This is a genomic window from Shewanella algidipiscicola (assembly GCF_003605125.1).
GTDB classification, from domain to species: Bacteria; Pseudomonadota; Gammaproteobacteria; order Enterobacterales; family Shewanellaceae; genus Shewanella; species Shewanella algidipiscicola.
Window position 1 is genome coordinate 46,774 of the sequence record NZ_QPQT01000007.1, and the last position, 14,198, is coordinate 60,971.

Genomic DNA, 14,198 nt, shown 5'->3' on the forward strand with positions numbered 1-14,198 from the left:
TTGGCTTAATGCGTGATTGAGGTCAAGCTATGGGCATCATTTTCTAAGCGGAGCACTGGGTTAAGTTATAGTTCAACGAGGACAAATTGATAAATGGTTTAATTAAGGAGCGATATGAAAGCGTTAGTATTAGTGTTAAGTTTGCTGGCATCGGTTAGTGCCCAAGCGGCGACTCTAGTCGTGGGAGACAGCCTAAATACAGTTGAGCTACAAGATCAGCATGAGCAAACCTTGGTGGTAGATCAAAACACCCGCATCGTGCTGTTTAGCCGAGGCATGAAGGGCGGTGACATCATTAAGGCGGCGCTGGAGTCACTACCGCAGACGGAGCAAGCAGAAGGGCTCGTTTATGTCGCCGATATTAGTGGCATGCCATCACTCATCGCCAAGTTTGTCGCCATACCACAAATGCAGGATCTGCCTTTTCAAATCGCCTTAGACCGGGAAGGGCAAGTAACGCAGCAGTGGCTGGGTAATAAAGACAGTGCAACGGTTATGCACCTGCAACAGCTCAAGATTGTTGCCATGACTCAAGTGGACACGCCTGAAGCGCTAGTGGCTGCGATAAAATAGTTCATTACATCTTGCCTCGGTTATCTTGATGTTGCGCAGTGTTGGGTAAGACTAACGCCGCGCAGCTCATATCATATCTCCATCATGGCCTGTTTGGTGCTGCTCGTTTGTGCATGGCGTGATTGGCTGAGTTTTACCTCCTCGTTTACCATCACCCCTTATTGAATAAAAAGTTATCTTTGGAGCATTAAAATTCATTGCTATTAGGGCTGAAATAGCGTTTACTGCGGATGATTTTTTAATCAGTTTAACTCACGCTATTTTATGCTGCTATGGAGATACTGGCGCGATGAGCCAATTTCAATCTATTGATGTTAATGATTATTATGACTCTGAGACATTTGAGCGTATTAAATCGTTTGCCCAAGATAAGCCCACACCATTTGTGGTCATTGATACTCAGATTGTTGCCAAGCAATATCAGGCAATGGTGGATAACTTTCCATACGCCAGTATTTACTATGCGGTTAAGGCCAATCCCGCGCCGCAAGTGTTAACCCTGCTGCGTGACAAAGGCGCCAATTTTGATATTGCCTCAATTTACGAGCTCGATATGGTTACTGAGCTTGGTGTGAGCTGCGATAGAGTAAGCTATGGCAATACCATCAAGAAGCGCGCCGATGTGCGGGCGTTTTTTGCTCGTGGTGTACGTATGTTTGCCTCAGATTCAGAAGCCGATCTACGGATGTTAGCCGAAGAGGCGCCGGGGGCGCGCGTTTATGTGCGGATTTTAACTGAGGGCACTCATACTGCCGACTGGCCTTTATCACGTAAATTTGGCTGTCAAAATGAGATGGCCTATGACCTGCTCGTGCTGGCTAAGGCATTGGGGCTTGAACCCTACGGGATCTCGTTTCATGTGGGATCGCAGCAACGTGACATTGGCGCATGGGATTCGGCGATTGGTAAAGTCAAAAGCATCTTCGATCGCCTCAGTGAGGAGCACGGTATTATCCTCAAGATGATTAATCTTGGTGGTGGTTTTCCGGCTAACTATATCGATAAAACCAATCCGCTGGAAACCTATGCCGAGCAGATAACGCACTTTTTGCAGGAAGATTTTGGCGATAACTTGCCAGAAATTATTATAGAGCCCGGTCGTTCGCTGTTGTCTAACGCTGGGGTATTAGTATCAGAGGTGGTGTTGATCAGTAAGAAGTCACACACAGCGTTGGAGCGTTGGGTCTTTACCGATGTTGGTAAATTTTCTGGCTTGATTGAAACCATGGATGAAGCGATAAAGTTTCCTATCTATTGTGAGCGTCAGGGCGAACTGGATAAATGTGTAATTGCAGGGCCGACCTGTGACAGTGCCGATATCATGTATGAGCATTACCATTATGGCTTGCCCAGTGATTTAGCCATCGGCGATCGTCTCTATTGGCTCAGTGCTGGCGCCTATACCACCACTTATTCGGCGGTATGTTTTAACGGTTTCCCACCGCTAAAAGACTATTATTTATAGGTGTCGCTATTGATAATCCCTCAATGTTAGCGATACAGAACAGTGGCGAGCCTTACGTGTTAATGCTCGCCAAACCATTAGCAACTAAGGTATTGATTGGTCCAATCAGTAAACCGTAAGGAGGCTTTAGCGTCTCTGGCAGTGTATGTGAATCAATCACTTTGCCTTGTTATGTGCAAGGTGTACAAGCCACAGCCTACAACCGTTAGCCACAGGCTCCCACCTTTTGCCGCAAACGGCATTACCTCTTTGGCTGATATTTATCGGCACTGTTTTTTATTGGTACATTTTTTATTTTAAATTAATAGCTTAATCGTTATGATTGTCGTTTTCTAACCCACTCAATCAGTGGTGATTAAATCTGCAAGCGTGCTGGAAAGGTAGCTGCCAACTGCTATATTTGCTGTTGTTGTGGTGTAAATGGTTTTGTAAATCGATTACGGCAAAAGATCGAACTGCTAGCAAGCAAAGTGTGATCGAGTTAACCTTACTGGCTTACGTACTAGGTTAAAGTCCGATTTAACAGAATTTTATAATCAAAACTGAAAGGGGTTTTCATAATGTCAGATGTATTTCATTTAGGCCTGACCAAAGAGATGTTGCAAGGTGCAACACTTGCCATCGTCCCGGGTGATCCTGAGCGTGTTAAGCGTATTGCCGAATTAATGGATCAACCTACATTTCTTGCTAGCCACCGTGAATATACCAGCTACCTAGCCTATATCGATGGTAAACCCGTCGTTATTTGTTCAACTGGGATTGGTGGTCCATCAACCTCAATTGCGGTTGAAGAGCTGGCCCAGTTGGGGGTTGATACCTTCTTACGTGTCGGAACTACAGGTGCAATTCAGCCCCATGTTAATGTTGGCGATGTCATTGTGACTCAGGCCTCGGTTCGTCTGGATGGTGCTAGCTTACATTTTGCTCCTATGGAGTTTCCTGCGGTCGCGAACTTCGAATGTACTACGGCGATGGTTGCTGCCACGCGTGAAGCGGGCATCGAGCCACACATCGGCATAACGGCCTCTTCTGATACTTTCTATCCAGGTCAAGAGCGTTACGACACTGTGAGTGGCCGGGTTACCAGTCGTTTTGCTGGCTCAATGAAAGAGTGGCAAGCGATGGGGGTATTAAACTATGAGATGGAATCATCGACACTATTTACCATGTGTGCGAGTCAAGGGTGGCGAGCAGGTTGTATTGCGGGCGTTATCGTTAACCGCACTCAGCAAGAGATCCCTGATGAAGCGACTATGAAAAAGACTGAAACCAGTGCCGTGTCGATTGTGGTCGCAACCGCGAAGAAGTTGTTGGCATAAACTGCTGACATCATGCGTGACATGGGTGTTGGCGTCAGTTTAGATGAGTCTTAATGTGAGTCTTTGCGGCCAATGATGTTGTTAGGGGCTCTCATTGCCACCTTGTGTGATGATATGTAAATAAAAGGCGCCCAGTGGCGCCTTTTTGATATTTATTTTTTGGTCAGCTCTTTAGCGGCAGGTTAACCACACAAGGCTTAACTCATGTTGGGCCTAGAAGTGATATTTAGCGATCACTGAATAGGTATTTTGATCTACGCCTTTAACGCCATATTTATTTTGCCAGTAGTCATACTCGACGCCGACAAACAGTTGGTTTTTATTGTGTTCACCAAAGATCACCGCGCCAAGATCGTACTTAACCTGTGGGTTAAAGTGGAAGTTCTCTTCATAGCCTTGGTTATCGGCAGAAAAGACCCAATCGATATAGCCATCGAATACGATATTGCTATTCCCCACGGGGAAATCCATTCTAAAGGCTGGAGTGACTTGCCAACCATCACTTAGGTTACCACTGCTGAGCGCGTCACGGCGGTAGGTATTAATATTGAAATAGGTAAAGTAAGGCACTGCGATATCCATGCCGATACCATACAAGAAACTGGTGACTGGGCCTTCACCTTCTTCAAGCATAAATGCCCAAGAGAGATCGGTTATTGGACCAAAGTCTATTGATTGGCCACTGATCTTGCTAGCGCTTAAGCGTGTTGAAATTTCACCATAAGTGGTGTCGTTTTCAGACAGGTTTGAGCCGTTAAAATAGGTAACATCTTGGAACGCAAACCAATCACCGTAGATCCATGCGCCTGCAGTTTCGAAAGTGACTGTCGTTTGTCTGTCCGAAGCGGCAAGATCATAATCATTACCGTGCAGTGCCGTCACACTCATATCCCACCACTGCACGACATCATTAGCCATAGCAGGTTGTGCAGCCAATAGGGCGAGAGCAAGCCAACTCTTTTTCATCAATCTTCACCTTGTGTTGATTTTTTTATTCGGACGTAATTTAAAACAGTCCTGAGGTTATTTAGGTTATGGTGATGCAGTTTGATCGCCGTAACCCTTTAGTGGCGGCAAGTATAAATGATTTCTTTAAGCGGCCAAAACACTAAACAATGCGCAGGGCTAATAAATATCGACTCTGTGGTAAAGACCTCGATTTACTGCTAAAAGGCATGACATAATATGTCGCCTGCAGCGAGTAGAGCTGCTATAGTCAAGTCTTAATACTCTTATTTCAGGGGGAAATATGGTGTTGTCAAATCCGTTGATGATATGGATAGTGATCGGTATCGTGTTGATGTTAGCTGAGATTGTCTTACCCGGTGGAATTGTTATTTTATTGGGGGCTGCCTGTTTGGTGGTGGCTGGGGCGTTAGCCGTTGGCTGGGTTGAAGGCTTAGTGCAAGCGTTCACCTTGTGGTTTATTGCCTCTATGGTGTTACTGTTAGGCTTTCGTCACGTCACACAAAAGTTGGTCGGCGGTGATTCACATATTGATAATACCGATGAGGAGATGGATTTATATAATCAAACCGCGATAGTTAAAACGGTGATTGGTCCCGCACAGATACGTGGGAGAGTTGAATTTCAGGGGAGTGAGTGGCCAGCGTTAGGCGATGGCAGCGAGATCCCTGTGGGGGCAACTGTCAGAGTGATATGTCGTGAAAATATCGCCTTGGTGGTTGAACCAATATCAGAGTAATAGCGATAAGCTATGTAAAGGATGGAATCTATGTTTGTATTTACCTTAGTGGTGTTATTTGTTTTTTTTATTTTATATAAATTGCTGTTGATCGTGCCGATGCGTGAGGTCAATGTGATTGAACGTTTAGGCAAATTTAGGGTGGTGTTGCAACCTGGGTTTCATTTTTTGATCCCCTTCTTCGACCGGGTTGCTTACAAGCATGACACCCGAGAGCAAGTACTCGATGTACCACCGCAAAGCTGTATCTCAAAAGATAATACCCAACTAGAAGTTGATGGACTGGTGTATCTCAAGGTGATGGACGGGAGACTGGCCAGTTATGGTATAGAAGATTATCGCCGCGCCGCAGTCAACTTAGCCCAAACCACCATGCGCTCAGAGATTGGTAAGTTAAGTTTAAGTCAGACCTTTTCTGAACGTGACAGCCTCAATGAATCAATCGTGCGTGAGATAGATAAAGCGTCCGATCCTTGGGGGATCAAGGTGCTGCGTTATGAAATTAAAAATATTACCCCCTCCTTTAAAGTGATCCACACCCTCGAAAAGCAGATGGAAGCTGAGCGCCGTAAGCGCGCCGAGATAACCTTAGCCAATGCCGAAAAAGCCGCGATGATTAACCTGTCTCAAGGTGAGCGCCAAGAAGCGATTAATATTTCAGAAGGACAAAAGCAGAAACGCATCAATGAAGCCCAGGGTACGGCACAAGAGATCGCCATTATTGCCAGAGCTAAAGCCGAAGCCATGACTCAGGTGTCTCAAGCCCTTGCGTTAGAGGGAGGCAACGAAGCGATGAATATGCAGCTTAAAGAGCAGTTTATTGTGCAGGTTGGCAAAATACTTAATAAGGCCGATATTTCGGTGGTTCCCGCCGAGCTGGCGAAATTGGAAGGTTTCTTCGAAGGGATGGAGCAAGTGACCCAAGCGGTTGGACAAGCAAAAGGAGAGCGCTCATGATTGCAGGTGTAGACACAGACTTGATTGTCATGGGGATTTGGGGATTAATTTTTGCGATTTTCGTGATCAAGTTATTCCAATCTATTCGCTTGGTGCCCACCAAGTCGGCATGTGTGGTTGAACGTTTAGGTAAGTATCACTCGACGCTCGATGCTGGCTTTCATGCCTTAGTGCCCTTTGTCGATAAAGTGGCTTATGTTCATGATCTTAAGGAGGAGACCATAGATGTACCGCCCCAAGAGTGTTTCTCTAGCGATGAAGTCAATGTGGAAGTCGATGGGGTTATCTACATCTCGGTAATCGATCCGGTAAAGGCCAGTTATGGGGTAACAGATTATCGCTACGCCGCCATTCAACTTGCGCAAACCACCACGCGCTCTGTGATAGGTACCTTAGATTTAGACCGCACTTTTGAAGAGCGTGATGTGATCAGCGCTAAAGTGGTCGAGGTGTTAGATCAAGCGGGCGCCACATGGGGAATTCGGGTGCACCGCTATGAGATCAAAAATATTACACCACCAGAAACCGTGAAGAATGCCATGGAGATGCAGGTCAACGCCGAGCGTGAGCGCCGTGCACTATTGGCAAAAAGTGAGGGTGATAAACAGAGTAAAATTAATCGCTCTGAAGGTATTAAAGCGGAAACCATTAACCATTCAGAAGGTGAAATGCAGCGCCGCATAAACGAAGCCGAGGGTAAAGCTGAAGAGATCTTAGCCATCGCCAAGGCAACTGCCGAGTCGATTGAACGTATCGCCCAGGTGATCTCAGCGCCGGGGGGTAAAAACGTGGTGCGTATGCAGCTGGGTGCCCAATACCTACAGCAGTTTGATGGTCTAAGCCAGAATGCCAGCAAGATAGTGTTGCCGGGCAATATGATGGACTTTGAGCATTGGATGGACAGCATGGGACTGGAAGAGAGTAAAGATTAAGTAGCCCATTGAACGGCAAAACCGGTGCCATGGCGCCGGTTTTTTTTATGCCTGCATCGCAATGCGTTAAAAGCCACGCAGCGTATGACCTAGGCGCCGGCTCCTGTTATACTGCCTGCCTGATTTTTTGGAGGCAAGAATGGACGTATCTTCTTTACTTGACGGCTTAAACGATAAGCAGCGCGAAGCCGTTAGCGCACCACAATCTAGCATGTTGGTGTTAGCGGGCGCGGGCAGTGGTAAAACACGCGTATTGACCCACCGCATCGCTTGGTTGATGCATCATGAGCAGCAGAGCCCCTATTCTATTCTTGCGGTCACCTTTACCAACAAAGCCGCTGCCGAGATGCGTGAGCGGGTAGAGAAGGTGAGTGGCAGTAATATGGGCCGCATGTGGATAGGCACCTTCCACGGCCTAGCTCATCGTTTGCTGCGCACCCATTATCAAGACGCTAACTTGCCTCAAAGTTTCCAAATTCTTGATTCTGACGATCAGCTGCGCTTGATTAAACGTATTTTAAAAAGCCTTAACCTTGATGAAAAACAGTACCCTCCGCGTCAAGCTCAGGGCTACATCAATGGTAAAAAAGATCAAGGTTTGCGCCCCAAGCATATCGATACCACGGGTTTTCCTATCGAGCAAAATCTGCTGAAGATCTATCAGGTATACCAAGAGTCTTGCGACCGTGCTGGACTGGTGGACTTTGCCGAGATCTTGCTACGGGCTCATGAGCTGTGGCTCAATAAACCGCATATTTTAGAGCACTATCAAGCGCGTTTTAAAAATATCCTTGTGGACGAGTTCCAAGATACCAACGCCATTCAATATGCGTGGATCCGCGTGCTAGCGGGTAACAGCGCCAATGTGATGATTGTTGGTGATGATGATCAGTCCATTTATGGCTGGCGCGGCGCGCAGGTCGAAAATCTGCATAAGTTCTTAGATGATTTCCCCGACGCGAAAACCATACGCCTAGAGCAGAATTACCGCTCCAGCGCCAATATTTTGAACGCCTCGAACGAGCTGATCGCCAACAACCCAGATAGACTCGGTAAAAAGCTGTGGACCGAAGATAAAGCCGGTGAGCAGATTGGGCTTTACTGCGCCTTTAACGAAATGGATGAGGCGCGCTTTATTGTGGGCCGTATCATGGACTGGCAAGACATGGGCGGCAATTTAAGCGATTGCGCGATCCTTTATCGCTCCAACGCCCAATCACGGGTGCTTGAGGAAGCCTTGCTGCATAAAGGGATGGCTTACCGTATTTATGGCGGTTTGCGCTTCTTCGAACGCCAAGAAATTAAAGATGCCATGGGGTATCTGCGGCTCATCAGCAACAAAAATGATGATGCCGCTTTTGAACGTGTCATTAACACGCCCGCTCGCGGTATAGGGGGGCGCACTCTGGATATTTTACGCTCGACGGCGCGTCAGCAAGAGTTAACCCTGTGGCAGACCTGCTTGTCGGTGCTCGATGAGAAGTTGCTCAGTGGCCGAGCGGCAAATGCGGTGCGTGGCTTTATGGATCTTATCGTTAACTTGCAACAAGATACCGAATCGCAATCTTTGCACCGTATGACAGATCATGTGATCCAAGCTTCTGGCCTCAAAGCCATGTATGAAGCCGAAAAGGGTGAGAAGGCCCGTGCTCGAGTAGAAAACTTGGATGAGTTAGTGACCGCGGCGCGCACCTTTGTGATGCCAGAAGATCTGGAAGATATGGGTGAACTCAACGCCTTCTTGTCCCATGCGGCGCTCGAAGCGGGCGAAGGCCAAGCCGATGCCTTTACCGATGCGGTGCAATTGATGACGCTGCATTCGGCCAAAGGACTTGAGTTTCCACTGGTGTTTATGGCGGGCGTCGAGGAGGGGATTTTCCCCAGCCAAATGGCGATGGATGAGGGCGACAGGCTCGATGAAGAGCGCCGCCTTTGTTATGTGGGCATGACCCGCGCCATGAAGCAGCTCTATATTACCTATGCCGAATCACGGCGCATCTATGGCCGAGAAAACTTTGCCCGACCGTCACGGTTTATCAAAGAGATCCCCAGTGAATATGTGCAAGAAATTCGCTTAAAGGCACAGGTAACGGCACCGACTAATCGGTTTAGTAACCGAATCAACGATGCCATTAGCGAGAGTCGCAATCGCCCTGTAAGAGCGGTTGCTGGCCATGAATCTGGTTTTAGTATTGGTCAACGGGTGATGCATTTTAAGTTTGGTGAAGGCAAGGTTATCGATCTTGAGGGCAATGGAGATCAAGCGGTTATTGAAGTGAACTTCGACGATGTCGGCCGTAAACGGCTTAAAATCGCCTTTGCTCGTTTAGAAAAGGTATAGCCATGGGTGGTACAAATGGCTTGAAAGTGGTCGTATGTCAGTCATAATGTCAACCATATTGACCTCAGATCACAGGCCAAGCGGTGTTTAAGGGAGCCTTATCAGATGAACTTACGGGATAAAATTAACGCCTATTTGCGTCTTGCACGCATGGATCGGCCCATCGGTACCTTGTTGCTGCTATGGCCTTGTTTAATGGCCCTTGTACTAGCGGCTGGTGGCATGCCAGATACTAAAGTACTGATTATTTTTATTATTGGCGTGGTAGTGATGCGTGCGTGTGGCTGCATCATCAATGATTATGCCGATCGTAATATCGATTCTTACGTCGAGCGCACTAAATCACGACCTTTAGTCAGTGGTGAGGTATCAGTGAAAGAGGCCCTGTGGCTATTTGTGGCATTAGGCTTGTTAGCTTTTGGTTTAGTCTTGATGCTTAATCCATTGGTGGTGCAACTGTCTGTGGTAGGGATTATTCTGACCATCATCTACCCCTTTACCAAGCGCTTTACCAACATGCCGCAAATGTTCCTTGGTGTGGTGTGGAGCTGGTCAATTCCCATGGCTTATGCGGCGCAAACGGGTGAGGTGCCAGCAGAAGCCTGGTGGTTATTTGCGGCCAATTGGTGTTGGACCGTTGCCTACGACACTATGTATGCCATGGTCGATCGTGATGATGATTTGAAAGTAGGCATTAAATCGACGGCGATTTTATTTGGCCGTTTTGATCGTCAGATAATCGGTTTGTTTCAGTTAGCCGCCCTTGGTTGTTTTATTATGGCGGGCTTAAGTGCACAACGTGGTTTAGTCTTTGGTTTAGGCATTATCACCTTTGTCGGCTTTAGTCTGTATCAGCAAAAGCTGATTTATGGCCGCGAGCGCGCGCCCTGTTTTAAAGCTTTTTTAAATAATAACTGGGCGGGGTTAAGCCTGTTTATGGCATTGGGTATCGATTATCTAATCTAAATGGGTTAAGCGTGTTGCGCTAACGGTCACAGATGCAAGTCGAGATGATTAACAACAGAAGCCAGTGACATTATCACTGGTTTTTTTGTTAATCGTATAAGTGCAGCTCATACTAGACCAACTAGCTCGCTTGTTGTAGCTGCAGATCTCCATTCAAATTCGCAGCCTCAATAGCAGACTTAAACTGCTGCGGATTATCCAGCACTATGTCGATTTGGCTAACTGACTCTGTTAACTGCCCCATTGCGCCCATATAGACTTGAGGAGATGTAAACATAATTCGCGTATTGCTTTTCCCTCTGCCGAAACTCAGATCCTGCTTGTCTCGCTGTGCACTGCCATCGAGTAATTCCACACCTGCAATACGATTTAATTCAACAACTAGCATTCCCCAAATGCCATTATTTAGCACCAGCTTGTCATCGATGAGATAACAACTATAGTGCCGCGCAATTCGGTGGTTTGCACAAAGTACCACGACACTATAGGCGATAAACCCAGCAGAAAAGAGTGCGGCGAGTTCACTCCAATCGACTAAGGCTAGGTAACAACAAGTCGCGGCAGCAACCAAACCTGTGATCAGTGACAACAGATGCCAGCGACTCGATGATAATGAGGTGATATGCGCAATAGCCCTTGCATGATGACGAGAGAAATAAGCTATGGCGTAATACCAGCTGGCAGGCTCGGTCGCTAGCATGTATCCCAAGGTGAGTTTCTTATCATCTTGGACTTGCGGCTTATCTACAGGCTTGTTCGTTGTAAGCGATGCTTGAGGCTGATTTGTGCCATATTGGCTTATCACAGTGAGTCTCGGATCGCCTTTGGCCGATCTCGCTTGCCACAGTCCCCTCGCAATACTCACGATTAGATACAGTTCAATCGCGAGTAACACGGCAATAATAGGAAAGCGCAACCAGGCGATAAACTCAAAGTAACTCGCGATCTCAGCCGGGAAACCAAGCCGAGCCATCAGGCTGCTAAGACTAAAAATGATAAGTAGTTTCCATAACTTTTGACCACCCACTTTGATAATGGCAAACCAATAGCCAAGTGGTAAAACAAGGAAGTAGATAACAGAAAATACACTTAGCCGAATCAGTGCACTAGGTTCATCTAAACTCGCGGGAAGATATGTAAAACCAAGGCTGTAAGCCACAACGACGGATAACAGAAACAACAAACGATATTTAACACTTCGCCTCATAAAGGCTCCCTGTGTAATGTTACCTATTTGTAAGCAACATATGGAGTTAAGACGCTAGTCTCAAGCTAAAAATTGTAACTAAAGTCATTTAAGACGAAGATTTTTATATGAAATTAACTCTGTAACAGGGTTAAGTTGACGAAGATTTCTTGTCATTCTCTGCTTTTTGCTTTATTAAGTCGGCAATTTGGGCAGATAACACAGCTATCTCAGTTCGGATCTGATCGCGTCGCTTTTCGGCCGCGTCACTTTTATCGTTAGCTAAGGCCTTAAGCTCTTGCTGAAGCTCTTGTATCTTCTCTTTGCGCTGTTCAATCAGCTCATCAAGGGAAGGTTTATGGGGTTTCTCGCTGGCAGCCGCTTGCTGAGTTTCTTGCATCTCATTCACTTTGGCGTGCAGTGAACCACCAAGTTCACTCGCCAATGCTTCGCGACCTTCACTAGAGATAGAAATCTGACTGCTTTCCTGACTGGACACCGTTACAGCTGAGGCAGCCGTCTCTTTCGCAACTACAGTTAATCGGCTCAAACTTGTTGGGCCAAGGCTTTGCTGATTTATCCCTTGAATGTTCATACTGCGCCTTCTTTAACGAGCAACTTGTGCTGAGTGATATTAATATCCATTGCTTCTATTCATCGGCAAATTACAAAAATGGTTTAGTTAATTGGCGACAATCTTTTCAGCAATCAGCAAAATTGCGGCTCAGACCAGATAATTAACCCCTAACGCGACAAGATGAATAAGTCATTATGGGGATACCTGTAATGACTTTATGGGTGCGGTATATGGTGGGGACAAGAGGCATTTATCTGTGTAATGAGCCAATTGAGAAATTCGCGGCAGGATAATGGCATAATAGCTCATGAATGATAGTGCAAAAAAACTGCGCCGAGAGCGGCAGTAGCGTGGGGGTAGTCTAAGCTTATGTGAAGAGTTATTGGTGAAATCATCAGCTACACATGAGTAAAAATTGTTGTTGGATGTGATAGTGACGATGAGGTTATGCAGGAGATTTTCATGCTTAACACAGACGTTGCATTTGAGGTAGGACAGTGGCAAAACTATGAGCTAGCGCTATTGCTGACCGCGGGGGCGATAGTATTATTTTGGCTCGGGGTATCCTTGTTTAAACGTCGTGGGATTGGGTCCTGGGTTGTGGTGCTATCTCTTAGCAGTGGGTTGATCACATTGTGTTTTTTCAGTAGAACAGACGCAATGGTGTTACAGCAGATTTTATTGCAAGGACAGAAAATTGAAGTGGTCAATGGGGAGTTAAACTATGGTGAATATCATTTTCCCTATATGGCGAAACATGAAATAGATTACCGTGAAATCCACCTCGATAAACGTACTATTAAACTCTATCACTCAGGCCACTTACCCAGTGCTCGCTGTTACCGAGGCTTTTATAGCCATAATCTTATTAACGCGAATAGTAGTGTGCGTCTCTATATCCATTGGGTTGATAGACCATATCAGTACCGTCAGCAAGACTATATCCTCAGGGCGCCCTGTATCTTAAAGATTGAGCAATTACATGATAAGGCCCGAGTGGCCGTTGCTAGCAATTAACGCTGCAGGCTCGCTACCCTCTGTAATAGGTAATCCGACTACGAGCCGGCAAAAAAAAGCCAGTTGATATAAGCAACTGGCTTTTTGACGTTATCGACACTGAGCTTATCAGCTATTATCGCCTTCTTTTAGCCACTGAGCGGCACGTTTGGCAAAGTAAGTTAAAATGCCATCGGCGCCCGCGCGTTTAAAGCACAGTAGTGATTCCATTACGATGGCTTTTTCGGCTAACCAACCATTTTCAATGGCAGCCATATGCATGGCATATTCACCACTCACTTGGTAAGCGAAGGTCGGCACTGCGAGTTCACGCTTAACGCGGGTGACGATATCTAAATAAGGCATACCAGGTTTTACCATCACCATATCGGCGCCTTCTTGAATATCGAGGGCGACCTCATGAAGCGCTTCATCGCTGTTAGCGGGGTCCATCTGGTAGCTGTGCTTGTTGCCACCCTTTAGGTTACCAGCCGAGCCGACGGCGTCACGGAATGGGCCGTAGTAGCTCGATGAGTACTTAGCCGAGTAGGCCATGATTTGCGTATTAATGTGACCAGCTTCTTCAAGCGCTTTGCGGATAGCGCCAATGCGGCCATCCATCATATCAGATGGGGCAACGATATCGGCACCGGCTTCGGCATGTGACAGCGCCTGCTTAACTAAGATCTCGGTAGTGATATCGTTAAGAATATAACCCTCTTCATCTATGATGCCGTCTTGTCCGTGGGTGGTAAATGGATCGAGGGCAACGTCGGTCATCACACCTAATTGAGGAAACGCTTCTTTAAGCGCACGCACGGCGCGTTGGGCTAACGCATCGGCGTTATAGGCCTCTTCCGCCATTAAGGTTTTTTTCTCGGCGGGCGTTACGGGAAACAGTGCCACAAGCGGAATACCTAGCTCGACTAGCTCTTCAGCTTCTTTCAAAAGTAAATCAATTGAATAGCGCTCAACACCAGGCATTGATTCTACCTTTTCAGTGCGGTTATTCCCCTCGAGCACGAACATTGGGTAGATTAAGTCGTTAACCGAAAGTTGATTTTCGGCCATTAAACGGCGACTAAAATCATGTTTACGCATGCGGCGCATTCTGCGCTGAGGGAAAGCACTGGTAATGATGTTCACATTCGACTCCTAATTTAGGGTTACGGACTGCAATG

General features: G+C 46.7%; 13 protein-coding genes. 9 read left to right on the forward strand and 4 right to left on the reverse strand.

Annotation, left to right across the window (positions count from 1 at the left end; translation table 11 throughout):
* Positions 1-114 precede the first annotated feature (114 nt).
* From DVO77_RS08890 to udp, 3 genes are all read left to right on the forward strand, one after another.
* Complete coding sequence (locus DVO77_RS08890) at positions 115-573, forward strand: hypothetical protein (RefSeq protein ID WP_119978079.1); 459 nt, start codon at positions 115-117, stop codon at positions 571-573.
* 289 nt (positions 574-862) lie between these two features.
* The gene (locus DVO77_RS08895; protein ID WP_119978080.1) at positions 863-2,038 is read left to right on the forward strand and encodes a type III PLP-dependent enzyme; all 1,176 of its coding nucleotides are present in this window, start codon (positions 863-865) and stop codon (positions 2,036-2,038) included.
* A gap of 560 nt (positions 2,039-2,598) precedes the next feature.
* Positions 2,599-3,357: a uridine phosphorylase gene (udp, locus tag DVO77_RS08900; RefSeq protein ID WP_119978081.1), complete on the forward strand. Its 759-nt coding sequence runs from the start codon at positions 2,599-2,601 to the stop codon at positions 3,355-3,357.
* Positions 3,358-3,570: 213 nt separating this feature from the next.
* On the opposite strand, the gene DVO77_RS08905 is transcribed toward udp, so the two are convergent.
* Positions 3,571-4,323, reverse strand: coding sequence for an outer membrane protein OmpK (locus tag DVO77_RS08905; protein ID WP_119978082.1), 753 nt, complete (start codon positions 4,321-4,323; stop codon positions 3,571-3,573).
* A 283-nt stretch (positions 4,324-4,606) separates the two neighbouring features.
* Between DVO77_RS08905 and DVO77_RS08910 the strand changes: the two genes are divergently transcribed.
* The 5 genes from DVO77_RS08910 to ubiA all read left to right on the forward strand — a co-directional run bounded on the left by DVO77_RS08910 (position 4,607) and on the right by ubiA (position 10,258).
* Positions 4,607-5,062 (forward strand): NfeD family protein, encoded by a 456-nt coding sequence (locus tag DVO77_RS08910; RefSeq protein ID WP_119978083.1) that lies wholly within the window; start codon positions 4,607-4,609, stop codon positions 5,060-5,062.
* Positions 5,063-5,092: 30 nt separating this feature from the next.
* Positions 5,093-6,019, forward strand: coding sequence for an SPFH domain-containing protein (locus tag DVO77_RS08915; protein WP_119978084.1), 927 nt, complete (start codon positions 5,093-5,095; stop codon positions 6,017-6,019).
* Positions 6,016-6,951 carry an SPFH domain-containing protein gene (locus tag DVO77_RS08920; protein ID WP_119978085.1) on the forward strand — a complete coding sequence of 312 codons (936 nt, stop codon included), beginning with the start codon at positions 6,016-6,018 and terminating at the stop codon, positions 6,949-6,951. Before DVO77_RS08915 ends, DVO77_RS08920 begins: the two co-directional genes overlap by 4 nt.
* Before the next feature lie 139 nt (positions 6,952-7,090).
* Complete coding sequence (gene uvrD, locus DVO77_RS08925) at positions 7,091-9,292, forward strand: DNA helicase II (RefSeq protein WP_119978086.1); 2,202 nt, start codon at positions 7,091-7,093, stop codon at positions 9,290-9,292.
* Between the two features lie 105 nt (positions 9,293-9,397).
* Positions 9,398-10,258 (forward strand): 4-hydroxybenzoate octaprenyltransferase, encoded by an 861-nt coding sequence (ubiA, locus tag DVO77_RS08930; protein ID WP_110457043.1) that lies wholly within the window; start codon positions 9,398-9,400, stop codon positions 10,256-10,258.
* 121 nt (positions 10,259-10,379) lie between these two features.
* Here ubiA and DVO77_RS08935 read toward each other — a convergent pair whose 3' ends face one another.
* Complete coding sequence (locus DVO77_RS08935; RefSeq protein WP_119978087.1) at positions 10,380-11,465, reverse strand: hypothetical protein; 1,086 nt, start codon at positions 11,463-11,465, stop codon at positions 10,380-10,382.
* A 130-nt stretch (positions 11,466-11,595) separates the two neighbouring features.
* Positions 11,596-12,039, reverse strand: a complete 444-nt coding sequence (locus DVO77_RS08940; RefSeq protein ID WP_119978088.1) for a hypothetical protein — start codon at positions 12,037-12,039, stop codon at positions 11,596-11,598.
* 444 nt (positions 12,040-12,483) lie between these two features.
* On the opposite strand from DVO77_RS08940, the gene DVO77_RS08945 reads away from it, so the two are divergent.
* A complete protein-coding gene (locus DVO77_RS08945) occupies positions 12,484-13,038 on the forward strand; it encodes a hypothetical protein (RefSeq protein ID WP_119978089.1) in 555 nt (184 codons plus the stop codon).
* Between the two features lie 108 nt (positions 13,039-13,146).
* Here the strand turns inward: DVO77_RS08945 and hemB are convergent, their stop codons facing one another.
* Complete coding sequence (gene hemB, locus DVO77_RS08950) at positions 13,147-14,163, reverse strand: porphobilinogen synthase (protein WP_110457047.1); 1,017 nt, start codon at positions 14,161-14,163, stop codon at positions 13,147-13,149.
* Positions 14,164-14,198: the final 35 nt, after the last annotated feature.